The sequence below is a fragment of the Xenorhabdus entomophaga genome (assembly GCF_037996725.1).
In the GTDB taxonomy this organism is placed as follows: Bacteria; Pseudomonadota; Gammaproteobacteria; order Enterobacterales; family Enterobacteriaceae; genus Xenorhabdus; species Xenorhabdus khoisanae.
Map to the genome: position 1 here is coordinate 1 of NZ_JBBMXH010000005.1, position 22561 is coordinate 22561.

The window sequence follows — 22561 nt, forward strand, 5'->3', positions numbered from 1 at the left end:
GCAAGCATGAGCAAACCCGTTCCTCGCGTACGGATGTCCCGGTGTCTGTGATTCAGGGCAAGTTGTTGTAATGTAATACGTTCAGCTTCAGACAGTGTGATATTCGATTTCGATTTCAAAAGAACAGGCGGTAAGTCATCGGATGAGCGATTATAACACCAATGCAGATCATTTATCCGATCAACTTAGCTATAGTTTCTCCGTTGTATGAGCATAGCCGCGCTTTTGCGCGGCGTTGACTGACAGTTTTTACTGCCTAACCTGATATTGGATTTCAAACCCCGATAACAGCTAGCATCTCTTCAACTTCTTCATCCATGCCAACATCAACGAAACCAACACTGGCATAAAGATTTTTCGCAACGAGATTATCCGGACTATAACTGATTCCTATTGCTTTCAACGGATCTGTGCGCCTGATTTCATCAATTGCCAGCGATAATGCTTTACGCCCAATGCCCTTATTTTGATGGTTTTTATCCACCATAAAGCGCCAAATTGTTATTCTTTGGTCATCATCAGGCACCCACATGAAAAAACCAACAGGCTTCCCATCCAGACAAATTGCGCGCGTTTGGTATGAAGGGAAAAATTTGGATTGAGCAATGGAGTAAGCATTTTCCGCAATATAGTCAAGTTGGTCATTAGTTACTGATAGGTCGCAGACAGCGTCATAATTGTTTTTGTCTACGTCAGTTAAGGTGATCAACATACACCGCTCCTAAGTGATACATAATGTAGGGTTTGAAAACCGCCGATCACAAATCGGACGGTTTTCGATAATCATCTCTTCAAATAGACCTTCAAACATTCAATCACCTGATCTACATCGGCGTTTTGGGTTCGTTTATAAAAGAATGAGGCGGTCAGACCAAATTCAGCCTATTTCTCTCAGAGAAAAATATCTGGTTTAACATCAAAACGTTCGGAAAGCGCTTTGATATGTGCAATAGTTAATGAGCGTTTGCCAGAAAAAATTTGGCTAATAAGTGATTTTGAGCCTATCTCGTTTTGCAAATCTGAGTACGACAGGCCATGTTGAACCATTAACACTCGTAGAGCAGCTACACCAGTAGGCATATCTTCAACCGCTTTGTTAAATTCAGCAAAGTGTTCGCTGTTGTTTTCATACTCCGCTATTTTTGCGGCTAATATATCGATCAATGGGCTCTCATCATCATTTTCGATGAGATAATCCTCCTCCAATTAATCCCCCGCTAGCCACGGCAAGATTAAACCCTGTCACCAACATCGACTGTGCAACATCTGCACCATCACCAGCGGTATCAGCAATCGCCGTCTGTAATAATGTTGGTGCTCCACCAAAAGAGAATCCAGCCAGACTCAGCATTGTGTCTTATACAGAATCATAATGACTTGCAAAGTAAGTGGCGGCCATATCTTTATTGCCATGACCCGCTTGTTGTGCTCGTTTAAAGCGTTCAAGACCAGCTTCAACGCTATCCACTTTTACACCGGCACGTTTAGAGGCATCGACAATTAATTCAGCATCCTTAACCGCATTATCCAAAGAAAAGCTGGGATCATAATTTCCAGCAATTATCGCCGCAGATTTAAGCTGGAAATATGGACTATCCATTGGTCCATCCTTGACCACATCGATGACAAATGATGGATCAACACCCAGAGACTCAGCAATAGATAAGCTTTCAGCTATCCCATGTGTTAAAGCAAAAGCCCAGCCTGATGATGGCAACTATGACTAGGATTCTTTTTTTGAGTAGGTGCTGGCTGTTAGCGCGCTCTTATTAGCCTTTCACTGAATAGCCATGTTTTGACGCCTCAAATGAATAATGGTGAAATCATTGCCGACAACGCGACACGCAATGAATCCATCTATCAAACACGATCGTTTTCGGCACGTCTGATAAAATAGGTGAACTCAGGTATCTGTTGGCGGTTATCTCAGCTACCTGATTTTGAGCCAGAATGGGATAAAGGAATACCCCCAGAAACATAGAGAACTTTATAGAACATGACTATGTAACTGGGGCAAACAAGCGTCATCAACAACGCAACAAGTCAAAAAATAATATAAAAAGTATATCAGCCGAAATGTGATTCTGTTAACTCATTGATCATGGCGCCTTGTATACCATGCCAGATAATCCCGCTATCTTTACCGTAATTACGCACACAATCCATGATCTTGTCATACGATTGTTCCTGACACAGTAAACCTAACTGTTGGTAGAAATTCATTGCCAGCTTACGGGCTTCAGGGCTGGAGAAATAATAACGACCAACACGGGTATATAACCCTTTCAGCCCATTAATAATCAAACCATAGATCGGGTTGCCTGATGCAAAGGCCAAGCCACGGAAAATATTATAATCCACAGAACTGAAAGACTCGGCGGTATCTTCCACATTTTCTTTTTCTGCCAGAATTTCCAGTGATTTTTCAGGGTCATGCCTAAACGCCGTACGAATAAAGATAGCGGCGATATTCGTTCTCACGGCCAATAAATTGTCGATTAACTGGGGAACGCGATCATGATCAAGACGCGCCAAGGTTTCCAGAATATTAAGACCGGATGTTTCCCAGAAGTTATTGACCTTTGTTGGTTTTCCATGCTTAATAGTCAACCAGCCATCACGGGCAAGGCGCTGCAACACTTCACGCAAAGTCGTACGGGTGACACCGATCAATTCAGATAATTCACGTTCTGCCGGCAGTATAGAACCGGGTGGAAAGCGATTATTCCAAATACTTTCAATGATATACTCTTCCGCGAAACTCGCAGGACTTTGAGCCTTAATTACCATAATTTTAATTATTCCAAAGCAGTTTTCTTGGCTAATAATAGCTGTTGATCATACCAGAATGTGTTTGTCCGACATAGTTACCTGGTAAATAAACCGTGAAAGAGTGAAAGGGCTCATAAAAAACTCAATCATTCACGGATTAATTATGCGCTGATACCCTTAAATTGCTATCGTGTTGAGCGTACTATGGTTTAGTTTTGGATTGCCCAGATTTGGCAATTTAGAATTATTCCACGTATCCACTAAAGAGGAATGTTAACAATAATGGAAATCAGTATACGACGTGCAGTGGTGAAAAACTTTCTCGGCAATTCGCCGGACTGGTACAAATTGGCTATCATTGTTTTTCTTATCATCAATCCACTGGTTTATTTTTTTGTCAGCCCCTTTATTGCTGGCTGGATGCTCGTTGTTGAGTTTATCTTCACTCTGGCAATGGCATTGAAATGTTATCCTTTGCAACCCGGCGGGTTACTTGCCATTGAAGCAGTCATCATCGGAATGACTTCGCCAAAACAGATAGGCCATGAAATCAGCAACAATCTGGAAGTCATTTTACTCTTGATTTTCATGGTTGCAGGTATTTATTTCATGAAACAGCTCTTGCTGTTTGTTTTCACAAAGCTGTTATTAAACATCCGCTCCAAGAAAATGCTGGCACTGGCGTTTTGTCTGGCAAGTGCTTTTTTATCTGCCTTTCTTGATGCCCTGACTGTCATTGCCGTTGTGATCAGCGTTTCAGTCGGGTTTTACGCCATCTACCACCAATTCCTTTCCCAAAATGGCAGTTCTGAACTCAATGACGATAAGTTCATTGATAGCGAAGATAAAAAGCAGACACTGGAACAGTTTCGTGCCTTTCTGCGCAGCCTGATGATGCACGCGGGTATTGGTACTGCTCTGGGGGGCGTAATGACTATGGTTGGTGAGCCACAAAACCTGATTATTGCCAAGCACGTTGGCTGGGATTTTGTCACCTTCTTTATTCGTATGTCACCTGTCACTATTCCTGTATTTGTTTGCGGTTTGCTGGTCTGTTTGCTGGTTGAACATTTTAAACTGTTCGGTTACGGGGCTGAACTGCCTGAGCGTGTTCGTTCTGTTCTGGAAGATTATGACCAAAAAGCCGGGGAAAAGCGTACCCGTCAGGAAAAAGCCCAGCTCGCCGTGCAGGTGTTAATTGGTATTTGGCTGATTGTAGCATTGGCTTTCCACTTAGCCGAAGTGGGTTTGATTGGCCTGTCAGTGATTATTCTCACGACGGCGTTCTGCGGTATCACTGAAGAACACGCCTTGGGTAAAGCATTCGAAGAAGCCCTGCCGTTTACTGCATTGCTAACGGTATTCTTCTCTGTGGTTGCCGTGATTGTTGACCAACAACTGTTCACGCCATTCATCCAATTTGTCTTGCAGTCTTCGCCGGCTTCGCAGCTTTCCTTGTTCTATTTGTTCAACGGCTTGCTTTCTGCTGTTTCGGATAACGTCTTCGTTGGTACGGTGTATATTAGTGAAGCCCTGACCGCCCTGAACAACGGCCTGATTTCACAACAACAGTATGAATATTTAGCGGTTGCCATCAATACGGGAACTAACTTACCTTCTGTGGCAACGCCAAATGGACAGGCGGCTTTTCTGTTCTTACTGACTTCCGCCCTGTCTCCGCTGATTCGTCTCTCTTATGGCCGCATGGTGATGATGGCACTGCCTTATACTATTGTGATGACATTAGTCGGTTTGTTGAGCGTTGAGTTCTGGTTGGTTCCTGCCACTGAATATCTCACCAAACTGGGTTTGATTGCCCCGCTATAACTGTTAACAGAATTGACTGTTGTATCCTGCCGGATAGTGTGTAAAACCACACTATCCGGTTTTTTATTAACGCTCTTCCTGAAAAAATAGCGTAGTTGACTTTAATTTTATTTTTTTATGGCGGATGAAACGGCACAATAAGCCAATTATTTCATACATGGGAAGAACAAAAATGTTCCAGTTTTTAAAACAGAGTTCCCAAGGGCGAGGCACATGGTTATTAATGGCGCTGACAGCTCTTATCTTAGAAGCAACCGCACTCTATTTTCAGCATATTAGGCAATTACAGCCCTGTGTAATGTGTATTTACGAGCGTGTCGCCCTGTTCGGCATTTTGGGTGCTGCACTGCTTGGTGTCATTGCGCCTAAAACCCCTTTGCGCTGGCTGGCAATCCTGCTATGGGTTTACAGCGCATGGCAAGGTTTGCAGCTGGCATGGGATCACACCATGATGCAGTTACACCCTTCTCCCTTTAATACCTGCGATTTCTTTGTCAGCTTCCCGTCCTGGTTACCGTTGCATGAGTGGCTGCCTTCGGTGTTTCAGGCTTATGGGGATTGCTCGGTAAAACAGTGGGAATTGTTAACGCTGGATATGCCGCAATGGATGATTGGCATTTTTGCCGCTTATTTGGTGGTGGGTGTATTGGTGCTGGTGAGTCAGGTTTTTCGGGTTCGGAATAGGTACTGAGAATAAAAACTGCCCCTTGGTGTTGGTGGAGATAACGTTAGGGGCAGTTTTGGTTTTCATGATGATTTTATTTAAGTATTAAATTAGGGGCTGTTGACGTTTTGTGAAGGGAATTTGAACGGCATGATGATCTGGTATCCTTGTTTTCGCCAAAAAACCGTTACCTTGAGAACACCATGCCGAGAACGATGTTACCCGCTCCTTTGTGGAATAAGCTATTTTTATTCATGCAACAAAATGGACTTGTCTACAACAAAGAAGAACATCGCCTCACTTTCGAAGGCATTCTTTACCGCATGAGAACGGGGATTCCATGGCGTGACTTACCGGATGAATTTGGAAAATGGAACACGGTATTTCGACGTTTTAATGCCTGGTCAAAAAAAGCTATTTTTGGTTCATTATTCAAAATGTTGTCTGAAGACACGGATACCGAATGGTTGTTTATTGATGGCAGTATTGTCCGTGCACATCAGCATAGTGCGGGGGCCTCCTCAGAGGAAGATGAAGCCATCGGCAAAAGTCGTGGCGGGCTCTCAACCAAAATCCATTTAGCCGTAGACAGTTATGGTTTTCCTGTGCATTTCGAGCTGTCAGGGGGCCAAACCCATGACATCGTTCATGCTGAAAGTCTCGTCGCGCAATCCCCGGTCACAGATTTTGTGATTGCAGATAAGGGTTACGATAGCGAAGCCTTCAGGGAAGTCGTCAAACAAGCAGGCGGGACGCCGGTCATTCCCTACAGGAAAAACAGCCGCAAATCGGAGAAGAAGATTGATAACTGTTTATATCGTTACCGTCATTTAGTGGAAAATGCGTTTGCAAGAATCAAGCATTTTCGTGCAATAGCCACAAGATACGATAAATTAGAACGAAATTACGCCAGTATGTTAGCGCTGGCGTTTATCATTGTCTGGCTACCCATGTGGGCGGAATAAATGATGAACATAAAACATCAACAGGCCCTAGGAAAATAAAACTTATTTTTTAATTGTGACAACTTACAAATAAAAGTTGATTTGATCCCCAACGAACTTTATCTTTATTAAGATATATTGAAGCTCTCTCCTGACTAGAATTAACATCCGAAACATAATAATCATCATTAATAGGCCAACCATATTTTTGATGGATCACATAATTATACTTTTTAAGTAGTACACTCTTGACATCATTCAGACTTGCAAGTTTCAGACTCCTCGTACTCTTGCAATATGCTTCTATATTTGCAGACTTAAAATATGCCCATAGTTCATTACGATCCAATGGATCACTTCCTCCCCCATCTTTCGGATCTCCCTTGGTTTCTGTTAACAATGTAGGGCGATGAAAAGTCATTCCACCTGCTGATATTGTATTCTCCATATGCCCCCAATAATTAGCCACAGACACATCAGGGCTGGTAATCACCGTAAAGGTAACATCCTTATCTTTTTCTGGAAGAGCACCACTGGCCCCCTCCGCAGTCGCTTTCAAAGTCGTTTTCACCCCTTTTCCATTAGGGTCGGTCAACTTGATAACGAGATCACCATTTCCCCTCCGCCAGAGGCACTTTGCCGGCGGTCAAGCCCCAGGGTCACCAGCGGGATGGGGGTATAGTTAACCCCCAGCGTAAAGGCCGCCGGGTTTTTCTGCCGGCGTGTTTCACTCAGCAAGCCGACTTCATCCCCAAAGTACTGCTCATAGATTAGCTTGCCCCCCAGTTGCGGGTAGGCAGGCATGTACCCTTCGCCGCGCAGGTCAAATCCGTTGGCCTGACGCTCATCATAATCTTGCAGTTTCTTGCCGTCTTTCCAGCCGCTGGCACGGAAATAGCCGTTCGCTCCGAACTTCATAAAATCACGGGCATATTCGGCACCCACCCCGAAGCGAGTGTGGTCACGGGTGATGTCGTGGTCAAGAAAAGCGTTATAGCCAAACATGCCACCATCAAGAAAATGGCGTTGCCCCAGCACCCAGTTGGCGGTGGTGCGGCTGTCGATGTGACGCAAGCCGAACTGGGTAAAGGTCATCCGTTTTTCGGTGTCATACAGCGGCAGCAGCATATCAAACTGGCTGCCATCCAGCCGCCCGCGGTCATCCACATTGGCCTGTAATTTGACGGTGCCGTACCGTTGCAGCCAGTTCTGCACCGTCTGGTTGGCCTCGCTGACCGCCATGCCGCGTAACTGGCTCTTGGTGCTGTCCACAAGATTGCCGCTTTTCAGCAGGCCAGCGGCACGGGAGGCCGCACCTGCCAGCCAGCGCTCGGTGTTGTCCCCGGCATTGGCAGAGGGCGCGTCATGGCTGTCGGCTTGTCTCAGGCTATCTGCCAGTCGCTGACGGGACTGGGATGAAGGCACATCAATTTCATCGCCGGTTCTGGCGGTCGCCACGGCGGGAGAAAATGCCCCCGCCACGGGGAATAAAATCTGGGCAGCGATATTCACCCATGCTACCTGTTTCAGCCGGTAGCGTTGTTTTTCTGTCCACTGCCTGTCTTGTTTCTTTAGCATATTTATCAACCTTCCGAATCAACATTTATCCCCACCAGACGCCGTCAAGCGCCGGTGCGATTGACTCATCCCGGAGCGGTGTGACTATCCCCTCGGCGAATTGACAATTCGTACCAAACTGTTAACTAAGGATTTTTCATCCGAAAAATAATAAAAATTAGTCAATTAAACCAACTTAAACAGACATTTAAGCAAATGAATCTTTCGAATTTGAGTGATGCACAAGATTGGAAAATTGTATAGGAGAAGAGGAAAAAAATTTTCTGGCTATAGAAATGGGATTAATCAAAAACCAATAATTTATTAATATTTTAATATCAATATGTTATTTGGAGTTTTGCAGATAATAAGAAAATGAACTACGTTTAAAAATAGCTGTTTTAGGTGACTTGACAGTTTGGTATTAATTGTTAACTTTTTTCGTTTTCCTTTACCATCCCATATTGTCTCAAATCTTCCCGCATTACTCGCGGTGTAGCGGACGGTATGACGAATATTCCGGTGACCTAAATAGTCCTGAATCAAGCGTGTATCTACCCCATTGTCTGCCAACGCATAACCACAAGCATGCCTCAACATGTGCGGATTCGCGCAAATCGACAATTTTGCCTTTTGGCTGGTTTGCCGAAGAATTTTATAAACCTGCTGGCGTGACATACGTTGACCACTACGAGATAAAAATAACCAATCGGGTTCTTTACTATCGATTGCCTGCCCGTCTAATAATGCGGATTTCTTCGGCAAATACTTCGAACGTTCAGCTAACCAGAGACGTATCAATTGAATTTCACGGGATACTATTGGGTGAATAGTAGAAAAACCATTTTTTAATCGTTGTACCCGCAAACTTTTTCCTTCCAAATCAACATCAGAAATTCGCAAATTCAATAATTCAGATACCCGGAAACCATGAATAAATCCCATAAATATCATGCAAATATTACGTGTTGCGTGAGAATATTTATCCAACGCAGTGAGCAATACCTCAATTTCAGACTGAGTCAGATATTTACGCTTTAGCATATTTTTTATCTCCAGATAATTAATTGAAAAGAAGTTATAAGGAATACCTTAATTATTCTTGCTCATTATTTTCAGACTGCAACGTCAACCACAGAATAATCTGATAATTTTTCTGTAAATAAGATTTATGACGATAAAAACAATTGTCATTTTAACCAATAATTTCTATAGCTGTATCGTGTCAATTATCTAGAGAAAAAATAAATATTTTTACAGGCTGGATAATGTTTTTCCTTTTTACTAAGAAAAAACATTATAAGAATGAAATATTATGCGGATTAAAAGTTGACAGAAATATGTTTATGCAGGCAGTGACATATTTCTGTCATAAAGAATCAAATTGACGCACATCCGCCATCCAGCAAAGCCTGCTCATTACAGCGACGGCCATTTGCCAGTTGGCACACAGGAACTTTCTGACCATTCAATTGATTAGTCAGTGTCTGAATCCCGCCTGCGTCAGTGCAAGTTTCACTTGCATCTTTGCTCAAATGAATCCCCAGATCAGAATATTGATAATGTTTGTACCGATTTAATGAAGCACTTGTTTGATGCCCACTGCAACCAGCCAATATGCCTCCAACCAACAACAAATTACACAAAATAACTCTCCGCCTTAAAAGCATATTTCCCCCTTTGGATTATCGAGTTAATCTATACCCGTCGCCTTTCAAGTTGCCGCAATGATTAAAACGCCGGCAATAATCAGCAAAATGCCAATAACTGCGGGTAAATTCACCACAATTAAGAATGTAACGCTTTAACGAAAAGCAACATCACTTCTCTATCACAAACAATACCTCCTTCACAACAGATTTAATCAAAATACTTCACATGATTGATAAAAAGTATATTTAAAATGAATTAATAACCCAATGGTAAAATTACTTATAATAGCCATTTATTTCAATATAAAAAAGGATAAAAAGAATAGAAAGTTATTTATTTCAATAAAAACAAAATGATGAAAAGTTCAATATCAATTCAAAACCATAAACAATATAAATTGTATCGTATTGAGATTCATAAGCCATTAAAAAAATTAACCATATTAAATAAAAAATAATATAGACTTCAATCCAAATGACAATCACTATTACAGCGAAAATAATTATGACCATGTAATAATAATGAGTGGCAGACAATGATTTCTATAGAAAATAAAAAGAATTTTGGTGAAACAGGGTGGGTGACAAGGATGTATACTTGAAATAATCAGAAATAAAATTTTAACCATTGCCCAACCATTGACTGAAAAACAAACATTAACTATTTTGCATAAGGAAGAATGTTGAAAGATTGCGAGATTGGCTGTAATGATACCATAGTGAATAATGCTAAAAGCATAATTAAATTAAGGTTAGTCAAGCACTGAAATTTATCAATTTGTATCATAAATTACAAATAACTTGCAAGCGGAATGCATTCGTATAATTTATTATGAAAACAACTGAAGGTTCGCTAAATTCGAACTTATATGACCTTCACCCCGCTCAAGAAGATGTGTTTTACGAGCAAACCCTTTATGAAAACACTCCATTACACAATATAGGCTGGTATACCTTGATGGAAGGTGAGATTGATATCGTCATCTTGCAACAAGCCTGGCAATTACTGCACCAACATATTGATACACTAAGATTACGTTTCTCGATTAATTCGGATAATGAAGCAACGCAATATCTTGAAAATCAGAGTAATCCAGAGTCAATCATATTCCATGATTTTTCAACGCTGCCTGATCCTGAAGAAAAAGCCAGGCATTGGATGCAACAACAGGTAAGCCAGCCCATAAACTTCCCAAATGAGATCTTGTATCAGACTTCATTAATTCGCATTACTAGCGAAAGATTTTGTTTTTTCAATAAATTCCACCATATTATAATTGATGGAACCGGTTTATTGCGACTTCATGAATATGTTTTTAAGTTGTATTCATGCCTGAAAAATGGAACATCAACAGCCTGGTTATCAGAAATTCCACAATATTTAGATGTAATAGAGAAAGCGAAAGAATACCTGAATTCTTCCCATTACGAAGAAGATAAAAGCTACTGGTATGATTTTTTAGTAAAAAATGACATCCATCAATTAACGCCTTATTATCAAAATAAGGGTTCTGGTAGCGATGAGTTGGTATTGCCACTGTCAATTAAAGCTGACTTGCGCGCTTTTTGTGAAGAAAATAAAACGAACCTTCTCGCTGTCTTCTCCAGTCTGGTCATCATTATGATGTCAGAACTGACAGGGCAACAGGAATTAACATTTAATACCATCACTCATGGAAGAAAGTCGAAATCAGAGAAAAATACCGTGGGAATGCTGGCAAATATATATCCCGTACATTGCCATGTTTCAGACGAAATCAGTGTAATTGAGCAGATTAAACTAACAGAATCAGCGCTGAAAGAGAGTTATCACCACGGTCAATTCCCTCGTTCTCATTTGGTCAGAATGGCTAATCATCATGGAGTTGCTTTACCCAATATATTTATATTCTATGAAAGGCTTTCAGGGTCAACATCTGAAATCAGCCAAGCACAACATCATGTTATAGACGGGTTCTCTAATATTGATCCTATCGTTTTTCGATTAAAAGATTTTGGGCATAATCAGGAAATAACAATAACGATAGATTATTTGCAGGAATATTTTAGTCCTCAGGATATAAAAAAAATATTTGAACGATTGCAGAACTTATTGACTGCGTTGCTCGACTCACCTTCTTCATTAGTCAGTGAATTACCTGTTTTATTAGAACAAGAGCGCCATACCCTATTGCACTGCTGGAACCAGACCAACACTCCCTACCCGCAAGAGATGATCCTGCAACAACAGTTTGAGGTTCAGGCAGCAGCAACACCCGATAATGTGGCGTTGATATTCGAAGAGGAAACCCTGACCTACCGTCAGCTCAACGAACAGGCAAATCAACTTGCGGTTGTGATACGCGAATGTTACCAGCAGCAACATAATGCGCCAATGCAGGCAGATACACCAATAGCTCTCTACCTCGATCGCAGTCTGGAGATGGTGATCAGTATTCTGGCAGTGCTGAAAGCCGGCGGTGCCTATGTGCCTATTTCCCCCGAATATCCACCGGAGCGAGTTCAGTTTATTCTGGAAGATACCGGAATCCCGTGTGTGATAACCCAACAGCGATACCTGACGACACTGGAGAAATGTGCACATACCTTACCCATTCAACCCACTCTGATAGCCGCAGATAACGGTACAATTACCAAAGACCAACCAGCGGAAAACTTAGTGCCGGTGAACAAAAGTACGGATCTGGCATACATTATCTACACTTCCGGAACGACCGGTCAGCCGAAAGGTGTTGAGCTGACCCATCAGAACGTCATCAATCACCTGTGTTGGATGCAGGCTCAATATCCCTTAAGCGCATCGGATAAAGTTCTGCAACAAATCCCTTATACCTTTGATGCCTCAGTCTGGGAGCTGATTGCAGCTAACTGGTTTGGTGCCAGTATCGTGATGCCCTCACCGGATGTTCATAAACAACCCGAAGTCCTGCATCAACTGATACAGAAAACCGGCGTGACAGTTGTGCAGTTTGTCCCATCCATGTTAGGTGCTTTTTGCCAGACAATACGGGATTTAGGCCAGCAATTGCCTGACACTATCCATTATGTGCTATGTGGCGGAGAGGCGTTGACGATGTCCCATGTCAGCGCATTCAGAGCCATAAATAAGGGTTCGAGTATTTTAATCAACCTCTATGGCCCGACTGAAACGACAAATGATATCACTCACTTTGATGTCACTGATGAATTTAGTGGCCATGTCCCGATTGGCAGGGCACATCATAACACCCATCTGTATGTCCTTAATCATAATGGCAAACTATCTCCTATTGGTGCGCCCGGAGAGTTGTATATCGGTGGTGCCGGACTGGCACGGGGATATCGGAATCGTCCGGAACTGACTGCCGAGCGTTTTGTCGAAAACCCGTTTGCCAGCGCTGAAGATAAGGCTAACGGTTATACCCGTCTGTACAAAACCGGCGATTTGGTACGCTGGCTGCCGGATGGCAACCTCGAATATCTGGGGCGCAATGATTTTCAGGTCAAAATCCGCGGTTACCGCATTGAGTTGGGTGAAATTGAAACAGCTTTATCCTCCCACCCACAGGTGAAACAGGCCGTGGTGATTGACCAGGAGCATGCGGGCCATAAAGCACTGGCCGCTTATCTGGTGACCGACGAAACGCTGACCAATGACACTCTGCTGGAATATCTCTCCACCCTTCTGCCGGAATATATGATCCCCGCCAGCTTTACCCGCATTGACGCCATCCCCCTGACCACCAATGGCAAACTCGACCGTCATGCTTTGCCAGCGCCGGTATGGGAAAACCGGGATCGTTATATAGCACCGCGTACTGAGTTGGAAACCCAATTGTGCGCACTCTGGCAAGATGTTTTGGGATTAGAACGGATTGGCATTGAGGACAACTTCTTCCGTATCGGTGGCGATTCTATTGTCAGTATCCGGTTGGTTTCCAAACTGCGGCAGGCAGGCTTCTCTCTTCAGGTCAAATCGATTTTTGAAGCACCAACGGTATCGCGTCTGGCGCAACTACTGACACAAACAACACCCACAGTTGCCGTGATTGCTGAGCAGGGGTTATTAAGCGGGGAATTTGGTTTATTACCTATCCAGCAAGATTTCTTCAATCAAAATCTGCCATATCCACACCATTGGAATCAGGCATTTATATTCCGGCTTCCCGGAAATATCCAGCACGAATACATTGCACAGGCTCTGATAGCGCTGGCCGAGCGACATGATATGTTACGTGCCCGTTTTATCGACACAGCACAGGGCCATCGTCAGTACTATCACGCAGGAATGCCCTTCTGGCTGCCTGAATTACTGCATTGTGATGTGAGTGAGCTGGATGACGCTGAGCGACACCAGCAACTGACCCAATGGCAGAGTGGTTTTGATTATTATGAGGGGCCGTTATGGCAGGCCGCCCACCTGACCGGCTATGCCGACGGCAGTGCCCGGTTATTTTTCGCCTTTCACCACCTGATTATTGATGCCGTATCGTGGCGAATTATCGCTGAAGATATGCGCCTGCTACTGCAAGGCATAACGCTGCCAGCGAAAACCAGCAGTTACCGGCAATGGGTCACTGCTGTCCAGCGCTATGCCGTACAGCATCAAGACGAAGTGCCTTACTGGCAGGGTGTCATGGCAGGGAAAGAAAGCTATCCGGCGATGGGAGAAATCAACTCGCAACGGCTGAGCATATCATCCGAACTGACCAGTACCCTGCTGCGTGAAGCCAACTCAGGTTACCACACTGAAATCAATGACCTATTGCTCAGCGCCCTCACACTGGCCTTGCAGACAACCTTCGCCCAGCCGGTGAACACCATCATTCTTGAAGGGCATGGACGGGAAGCCATTGACAATACGCTGGATGTTTCAGAAACCGTCGGTTGGTTTACGACCGTGTACCCTGTTCGTCTGACCATGCAGGATGATATTGCAGAAACTATTATTCACACCAAAGAGATGCTTCGTGCTATCCCCAATAGGGGTATTGGCTACGGTGCTTTACATCAGGCGGGATACCTGACCGGTGATTTACCAGCCATCAGCTTTAACTATCTCGGTCAATTCCTCGGCAAATTGGGCGGTGAGACGGGACAAGCCAATCATCAGGATTGGGCGCTGACCGACGATAGCTGTGGCTCGATGATCGCCAGCGAGAACGGCAGTCATTTACTGCTGGATATCAATGGTGCTGTTCAGGCGGGAAGACTGCAATTCAGCGTAGTGTCCCGTTTGCCATCAGACCAGACGCAAATGTTTATCACCGCTTTTGAGCAAGCCCTCAATCATGTCATCACTGCCGGACAGAAACAGGCTCAATCGGGCGGAATAAAAACACCCAGTGATTATGAATTTAAAGCCGTTTCAATTGAACGCCTAAAACATCTGCAGCAAAGCTATCAGGTGGAAACCCTGTACCCTGCCACCAGTTTGCAGCAAGGACTCATTTATCATCATCTGGCTCAACCACGGGATGATGCCTATCGTGTGCAACTATTATTGGATTATCACACCAATATCGATCTTGCCGCCTATCAACAAGCCTGGACGCTGGCTTCACTGCGCTTCCCTATCCTCAGAACCGCATTTGATTGGGAAGGGGAAATTTTGCAGATTGTGACTGAGGGTCCAAGCCTTGGCCCGGCTGATTTCACCATCAGGGATATCAGTCAATTACCAGAAGAAGAGAAGGATCGGACGATTGAAGCGATCCAACAGCATGACCGTACCCTGCCTTTTGATTTAAATAAGCCCGGCTTAACCCGCTTTACGTTCATCAAACAACATGAACAGTTGGTAACAATACTGATCACGCAACACCACTCGATTATCGACGGCTGGAGCGGCCCTGTTTTATTACAAGCGGTACATGAGTATTACAACGCTCTGGTACAAGGAAAAAATCCTCAGATCGTCGTGGAACAGGCTTATCTGGCAACCCAGCAATACTATCTGGCGCATCAGGCTGAATCTGAAGCCTATTGGACTGAGCGTAAAACGCATTTCCGGGAAACTAATGATTTGTCCGCTCTGTTAAGTCATCACGCTGATTTGACACAGATTAAAACCGTCGAAAAACCAGCCGAACAGATGCTCACTGTACAGGAAGATTTTTATGGGCAACTAAAGAGCATGTGTCGGATGCAGGGCATTACGCTCAGTGTAGTCCTGCAATTTGCCTGGCATAAATTACTGCACAGTTACACCGGGGATGAACAGACCATCGTAGGCACCACCGTTTCAGGCCGTGATGTACCGGTGGATGGCATTGAGTCCAGTGTTGGTTTGTATATTAATACCTTGCCGTTGATGGTGCAGTGGACTCAGTCGGACAGTATCACTGCGGTTTTACAAAACATACAGAAAGATATCGCCGCACTCAACAGCCACAGTGCCGTATCACTCGCCAGCTTGCAGCCGGATGGAGAACGGTTATTCCATAGCCTGTTCGTCTTTGAAAACTACCCGGTTCCTGTAGTGAGCGAAAACGAGAAAGGGATTGAGAATACCCAGAAGTTCCGCCAGGCCATCGAAAAAGTGGATTATCCGTTGTCATTAATGGGCTATGAGCAAGATGACAGTTTAGTCATAAAATTAGGTTATGGTGAAGACTGGCTGGCAGATAAACAGGCGCAACGTTTGCTTGGTCAGCTTGAGCGCATTCTGCACGCCGTGGCCTGTGAGCCACACCAGCCGCATACATCAATAATGTTCCTCAGTGAGGAAGAGCGTCATACCCTGCTGCATACCTGGAACCAAACTGATGCCCCCTACCCGCAGGATAAAACCCTGCAACAGTTGTTTGAAGCTCAGGTGGAAATCACGCCAAACGATGAGGCGCTGGTGTTTGAGGGGGAAACGCTAACCTACCGCCAGCTCAACGAACGTGCGAACCGGCTGGCAAGTACCCTCCGCGAACATTACCAGCAACAAAAAAATGCACCGATGCCAGCCGGTACACTGATCGCCCTCTATCTCGACCGCAGTCTGGAAATGGTGATCAGTATGTTGGCAGTGCTGAAAGCGGGGGGTGCTTATGTGCCCATTTCACCGGAATACCCTGCGGAACGCGTCAATTTTATTCTGCAAGATACCCAGACCTCGTACGTATTGACTCAGCAACATCATTTGGCTGCACTGGCTGCCTATACCCAAATATTTGCTGAACAGCCGGCACTGATAGCCACAGATGACCCGACAGTCACCGCTGGCCGGCCCGTGGAAAACCCGGCACCGATCAACAAACCGACCGATTTGGCCTATATCATCTACACCTCCGGCACCACCGGTCAGCCAAAAGGCGTCATGATTGAGCATAAAAATGTTGCTCATTTAGCTGAGGCACAAACCAAAATTCTTAATGTCACAAAGAGAAAAAAAGCATTAATGTTTGCCGCTTATGTCTTTGATGGCTCTGTTTTTGAACTGTTTTTCAGTTTATTTAACGGTCTTACCATTTACATTTGCAGTGAAACAGAACGCAATGCCCCTGCGGTTGAAAAACTCATTCAGCGGGAAGGCATTGAAATAGCCATCTTACCGCCCGTGATACTGAAATTATTAAACGGTGCGGACTTACCCTCCTTACAAAGATTAGTTACGGGGGGAGAATCGCCCACATTAGACTTCCTTGAGCATTTCAGTAAAAACGCTTGTATGTTAAATGCTTATGGCCCAACAGAAGTGACTGTCTGTACAACCGTGAAAGAATACCAAAACGGGGACATCGCAACGAATATTGGCCGGGCTATTAATAACACCCATCTGTATGTCCTTGATAAACACGGTAACCTGTCTCCAATCGGGGCACCCGGAGAACTGTACATCGGTGGAGCAGGACTGGCACGGGGATATTTAAACCGGCCTGAACTGACCGCAGAGCGTTTTGTGGAGAATCCCTTTGCCACCACAGAAGACAAAGCCAGAGGCTATACCCGCCTGTACAAAACCGGCGATTTAGTGCGCTTGCTACCGGACGGCAATCTAGAATATCTGGGACGCAATGACTTTCAGGTCAAAATCCGCGGTTACCGCATTGAACTGGGAGAAATCGAAAACGCCCTCGCTGCTCATCCGCAGGTGAAACAGGCCGTGGTGATTGACCGCGAACACCAAGGGAATAAAGTACTGGCCGCCTATCTGGTGGCAGAGGAAGCCCTGTCTGATGAAACCCTGATTAATTACCTCTTCGACCGTTTGCCGGAATATATGCTGCCTGCCAGTTTTACCCGCATTGCGTCCGTGCCGCTGACCCTGAACGGCAAGTTAGATCGCCGCGCCTTACCGGAACCGACACAGGAAAATCGGGGCAATTATGTCGCTCCCCGTAATGTACTGGAAACCCAGCTATGTACCATTTGGCAGGAAGTATTAGATTTAGAACGTGTTGGCATTGAAGATAACTTCTTCCGCATTGGCGGTAACTCCCTCACGGCAATTAAGCTCACGGCAGCTATTCGCCGAACCCTGACAATGGAAGTATCACTGGCGCAATTGTTTGAGCTGAAAACCATCGCTGGCTTGGTCACTCACTCAGGACAGCAGCCCCATACGATCATCCCTCACCTTGCATTAGAACATTACCCTTTATCGTTTGCTCAGGAGCGGATGTTATTTATCGAGCAGTTTGAACAAGGCACTAACGCCTACCACATCCCTTATCTGGTTGAGCTGGATAACGATGCCTGTCTGCCCTTGTTAGAAACCGCCATTAACCGGCTGGTTGAACGCCATTCCGTGATGAAGATGATCTATCCCAATAATGATAAGGGACAGATTTACCAACAAATGTCGGGCGATAATTTAATTATCAAGTCACAATCCTGTGGAGATACCGGCACGCTTCTGAGCATGGTTCACGCTGAAATAGCCACCCCCTTTGATCTGGCTACCGAACCGAGCCTGCGTTTGTGTCACTATCATTTGATCAATAAGCAAGTGAGCGATAAACATTACCTGTTAATGTTGTGGCACCACATCGCCATTGATGGCTGGTCCATTGATATTTTTCTGGATGAACTGGCAGAGATTTACCATTCCTTGTCAGAAGGCCGTGACAGCCAACTGGCGCCTCTGGATATCACCTATGGCGACTACGCCGCATGGCAACGGGAATATTTACAGGGTGAAGTGCGTGAACGCCAGCTTACTTACTGGCAGCAAACCCTGTCCGGCTATGAACCACTGGCTTTACCGACAGACCACCCCAGACCCGCTCAGGTGAATTATCAAGGACGGGATTTCAACTTTACGCTGGATACAACGCTGTCCGAGCAGCTAAGAACATTGGCTAAAACTCAGGAAACCACCTTATATACTGTGCTGCTCAGTGGCTTTTATGTCACGCTGGCAAAATTATCCGGACAGGATGATATCGTACTGGGTACTCCTACCGATAACCGACACCATGCTCAAACTCAGTCCCTGATTGGTATGTTCGTCAACTCACTGGCCTTAAGAACACAGCTTCAACAAACTGCCAGTGTGGAAAGCCTGATTAAACAGACTCATAAGTTGGTGACCGAAGCCAAGAACTTTCAGGATATGCCGTTTGAACATCTGGTTGAAACACTGGGAATTGAACGTGACACCTCTCGCCACCCGATTTTTCAGGTGATGTTCAGCTTGCAAAGTTTTGGTGAGAGCCTGCCAAACGAAACCCCCCTGCCGTTTAATCCGGTTGTACTGGACGACTCTCTAGATAGTCCCGCCAAGTTTGACCTGAGCCTGTTTTTGTCAGACAGACAAACCGATATTACGGGTTGTCTGAATTACGCGGTCAGCCTGTTTGACGAGGAAACCATCGTGCGGTTGGTGGGTATCTACCAACGGGTGCTGGCCGCATTGGTGGCAAACCAGAAACAATCTCTGTCTGAGCTTGATATCCTGCCTGCACAAGACCGTCATACCCTGCTGCACACCTGGAACCAGACCGATGTTCCCTATCCGCAGGACAAAACCCTGCAACAGTTGTTTGAAGCTCAGGCAGCCCAAAACCCCGATGCCACCGCCGTCATATTTGAAGATCAAAGAATGAGCTATGGCGAACTCAACCGGCGTGCTAACCGTCTGGCGCATCATCTCATTGCGTTAGGGGTGCGTCCGGATGATTTGGTCGCTCTTTGTCTTGAGCGCAGTCCGGACATGGTGGTGGGATTGCTCGCTATCCTCAAGGCGGGCGGGGCTTATGTGCCGCTCGATCCGACTTATCCGGCTGAAAGGCTGGCCTATATGCTGGAAGATTCCAGGCCGGTGGTTTTACTGACTCAGACAGCACAGGCCGAGAAACTGACCAGTGACATCCCCATGACTTTGATCGATAACACCGTGTTGCTCGATAATCAGGCCCCACTCTTTGAAACTGTATTCGATAATAAAACCCTGCCGGACATTAATCCGGATACACAGGCTCTGGGGCTGACATCACGCCATCTGGCCTATGTGATCTACACCTCTGGTTCTACCGGACTGCCCAAGGGGGTGATGGTCGAGCACCGCAATGTACTGCGCCTGATTATCAATAGTGGCTTTGCCGACATTGGTCCCGATGACTGCATCGCCCATTGTGCCAATACCTCATTCGATGCCGCCACATGGGAGATTTGGTCTGCCCTGCTCAACGGCGGATGCCTGTATATTGTTCCATCGTCAGTGTTACTCGAACCGGTACGCTTCCGTCACACCTTAATCGAGGGAAAAGTCACCGCGTTATGGTTAACCGTTGGTTTGTTTAACGAGTACCTTGATACGCTTCTCCCGGTGTTCGGGCAACTGCGCTACCTGCTTGTCGGCGGGGATGTACTCAATCCACAGAAGATAAGGCAAGTGCAACTGGCAGAAACTTCGCCTGTACATCTGATTAACGGCTATGGCCCGACAGAAACGACAACCTTTGCCACCACTTATGCTATTACTTCCCTTGTCGATATGGGCCAGTCAATCCCGATTGGCCGCCCCATCGGTAATACCCGGATTTATTTGCTTGATCCTCATGGGCAGCTTGTTCCGGTGGGTGCAATCGGTGAAATTCATATCGGCGGAACGGGTGTCGCCCGTGGCTATCTGAACCGCCCTGAACTGACAGCAGAGCGTTTCCTGCCAGATCCCTTCTTTCCGGAACCGGATGCCCGCATGTACAAGACCGGTGATCTCGGTCGTTGGCTGCCGGACGGAAATATCGAATACCTTGGCCGCAATGATTTTCAGGTCAAGCTGCGCGGTTTCCGCATTGAGCTGGGGGAAATCGAAAATGCCCTTGCTTCCCATCCACAAGTCAAACAAGCGGTGGTGATTATCCATGAGCATAACGGGAATAAAGTACTGGTCGCATATCTGGTCACAGAGAGTGCACTGGCTGATGACACCCTGATCAGATATCTCTCCTCCCGCCTGCCGGAATATATGCTACCTGCCAGCTTTACCCGCATTGAATCCATTCCCCTGACCCGGAACGGCAAAGTGGATCGCCACGCCCTGCCAGAGCCAATCTGGGGAAACAGGGACAACTATGTTGCACCCCGCAATGAACTGGAAACCCAGCTATGTGCCATTTGGCAGGCGGTATTGGGGCTGGAACACATTGGCATTGAGGATAACTTTTTCCGCATTGGGGGTGATTCGATTGTCAGTATCCAGCTGGTTTCCAAACTGCGTCAGGCTGGCTTTTCCCTTCAGGTTAAATCGATTTTTGAGGCACCCACGGTGGCCCGGTTAGCCCAACTGCTGGCATTATCATCATCTACAGCAAAAGTCATTGCAGAACAGGGATTATTAAGCGGGGAATTTGGTTTATTGCCTATCCAGCAAACTTTCTTCGACTGGAGCTTATCGAATCCGCACCATTGGAATCAGGCATTTATGCTCCGGCTTCCCGGAGGCATCAAACAGGCGGATATTGAGCAAGCTTTAATAAGCCTGACTGAGCGGCATGATATGTTGCGTACCCGTTTTGCACATACTGAAAATGGCTACCGCCAGTGTTACTCTGCGAAAACAGCGCCCTGTCTGCCGGCATTACTGCACTGTGATGTCAGTAAGTTCTCAGAAGCTGAATTACATCAACAATTGACCCAATGGCAAAGTGGGTTTGATTACCATCACGGGCCATTATGGCAGGCTGCTCACCTGACCGGATACGCTGATGGCAGTACCCGGTTATTCTTCGCATTCCACCACCTGATTATTGATGCCGTGTCGTGGCGCATTATTACTGAAGATATACGTCTGTTATTGCAGGGCATGGCTTTGCCAGCGAAGACCAGCAGTTACCGGCAATGGGTGACCGCTGTCCATCATTATGCAGAGCAACACCAAGATGAAGTGCCCTACTGGCAGCGGATGATGGCACAACAAACGGCAGCAGGAAACAACCTCAAACCAGCGCTGGACAGCATCACCCAGCACGGGTTAAGCATTTCTGCTGAGATGACGAACATCCTGCTACACGAAGCCAACACCGGTTACCACACTGAAATTAACGACTTACTGCTGGGCGCACTGACACTGGCCTTGCAGGAAACTTTCTCACGAGATGTAAACTACATTCTTCTGGAAGGTCATGGGCGGGAATCCATTGATAACACATTGGATCTTTCCGAAACCGTTGGTTGGTTTACAACCATGTACCCCGTTCGTCTGGAAATGCAGGCTGAGATTGCAGAAACCATTATTCACACCAAAGAGATGCTTCGTGGCATACCAAACAAAGGCATTGGCTACGGCGCATTACATCAGGCGGGATATCTGACAGGCGATTTGCCGACCATCAGTTTCAACTACCTCGGACAATTAGGAGGAGCCAGCCATCAAGACTGGCTCATAACCAGCGATGGTTGCGGGGATATGATCGCCAGCGAAAACGACAGCCATTTACTGTTGGGCATCAACGGCGCAGTTCTGGCAGGAAAACTGCAATTTAGTGTGGATTCCCGTCTGCCCCCATCCCAGACAACGGTGTTTATCAAGGCATTTGAACAAGCGCTCAATAACATCACCGCGACGGGTCAGAAACAGGCTCAGGCAGGAGGAATAAAAACCTCCAGTGATTACGGTATCAAGGGCGTTTCGATGGAGCAGCTAAACCAGCTCACTCATCGTTTTGGTCATGTGAATAATGAAAATTCGCACCTCCACCCACAAAAGAAAACAATTTTGGACGTGTAAA

General features: G+C 45.7%; 13 protein-coding genes. 4 read left to right on the forward strand and 9 right to left on the reverse strand.

Annotated features, from left to right (window positions below; genetic code table 11):
* Positions 1 to 274: 274 nt before the first annotated feature.
* The 5 genes from AAC854_RS01705 to fadR form a co-directional block, all read right to left on the reverse strand.
* Positions 275 to 712 carry a GNAT family N-acetyltransferase gene (locus AAC854_RS01705; RefSeq protein ID WP_340615621.1) on the reverse strand — a complete coding sequence of 146 codons (438 nt, stop codon included), beginning with the start codon at positions 710 to 712 and terminating at the stop codon, positions 275 to 277.
* A 179-nt stretch (positions 713 to 891) separates the two neighbouring features.
* Complete coding sequence (locus AAC854_RS01710) at positions 892 to 1206, reverse strand: helix-turn-helix domain-containing protein (RefSeq protein WP_340615622.1); 315 nt, start codon at positions 1204 to 1206, stop codon at positions 892 to 894.
* Positions 1178 to 1351 (reverse strand): hypothetical protein, encoded by a 174-nt coding sequence (locus AAC854_RS01715; protein ID WP_340615623.1) that lies wholly within the window; start codon positions 1349 to 1351, stop codon positions 1178 to 1180. The genes AAC854_RS01710 and AAC854_RS01715 overlap by 29 nt, the downstream gene beginning before the upstream one ends.
* A gap of 6 nt (positions 1352 to 1357) precedes the next feature.
* The gene (locus tag AAC854_RS01720; protein WP_340615624.1) at positions 1358 to 1717 is read right to left on the reverse strand and encodes an NAD-binding protein; all 360 of its coding nucleotides are present in this window, start codon (positions 1715 to 1717) and stop codon (positions 1358 to 1360) included.
* A gap of 350 nt (positions 1718 to 2067) precedes the next feature.
* Positions 2068 to 2790: a fatty acid metabolism transcriptional regulator FadR gene (gene fadR / locus AAC854_RS01725; RefSeq protein ID WP_340615625.1), complete on the reverse strand. Its 723-nt coding sequence runs from the start codon at positions 2788 to 2790 to the stop codon at positions 2068 to 2070.
* A gap of 264 nt (positions 2791 to 3054) precedes the next feature.
* On the opposite strand from fadR, the gene nhaB reads away from it, so the two are divergent.
* The 3 genes from nhaB to AAC854_RS01740 all read left to right on the forward strand — a co-directional run bounded on the left by nhaB (position 3055) and on the right by AAC854_RS01740 (position 6228).
* A complete protein-coding gene (gene nhaB, locus AAC854_RS01730; RefSeq protein ID WP_340615626.1) occupies positions 3055 to 4599 on the forward strand; it encodes a sodium/proton antiporter NhaB in 1545 nt (514 codons plus the stop codon).
* Positions 4600 to 4771: 172 nt separating this feature from the next.
* The gene (dsbB, locus tag AAC854_RS01735) at positions 4772 to 5290 is read left to right on the forward strand and encodes a disulfide bond formation protein DsbB (protein WP_340615627.1); all 519 of its coding nucleotides are present in this window, start codon (positions 4772 to 4774) and stop codon (positions 5288 to 5290) included.
* A 176-nt stretch (positions 5291 to 5466) separates the two neighbouring features.
* Positions 5467 to 6228: an IS5 family transposase gene (locus AAC854_RS01740; protein WP_340615628.1), complete on the forward strand. Its 762-nt coding sequence runs from the start codon at positions 5467 to 5469 to the stop codon at positions 6226 to 6228.
* A gap of 49 nt (positions 6229 to 6277) precedes the next feature.
* Here the strand turns inward: AAC854_RS01740 and AAC854_RS01745 are convergent, their stop codons facing one another.
* From AAC854_RS01745 to AAC854_RS01760, 4 genes are all read right to left on the reverse strand, one after another.
* Positions 6278 to 6778 (reverse strand): adhesion domain-containing protein, encoded by a 501-nt coding sequence (locus AAC854_RS01745; RefSeq protein ID WP_340615629.1) that lies wholly within the window; start codon positions 6776 to 6778, stop codon positions 6278 to 6280.
* A gap of 20 nt (positions 6779 to 6798) precedes the next feature.
* Positions 6799 to 7785 carry an inverse autotransporter beta domain-containing protein gene (locus AAC854_RS01750; RefSeq protein WP_340615630.1) on the reverse strand — a complete coding sequence of 329 codons (987 nt, stop codon included), beginning with the start codon at positions 7783 to 7785 and terminating at the stop codon, positions 6799 to 6801.
* Between the two features lie 303 nt (positions 7786 to 8088).
* On the reverse strand, positions 8089 to 8808 hold the full coding sequence (locus AAC854_RS01755; RefSeq protein ID WP_340615631.1) for a tyrosine-type DNA invertase: 720 nt from the start codon (positions 8806 to 8808) through the stop codon (positions 8089 to 8091).
* Positions 8809 to 9143: 335 nt separating this feature from the next.
* Positions 9144 to 9299 (reverse strand): DUF333 domain-containing protein, encoded by a 156-nt coding sequence (locus AAC854_RS01760; protein ID WP_340615632.1) that lies wholly within the window; start codon positions 9297 to 9299, stop codon positions 9144 to 9146.
* 949 nt (positions 9300 to 10248) lie between these two features.
* Here AAC854_RS01760 and AAC854_RS01765 point away from each other — a divergent pair.
* Entirely contained in the window at positions 10249 to 22560 is a 12312-nt protein-coding gene (locus AAC854_RS01765) for an amino acid adenylation domain-containing protein (protein WP_340615633.1), read from the forward strand.
* Position 22561: the final 1 nt, after the last annotated feature.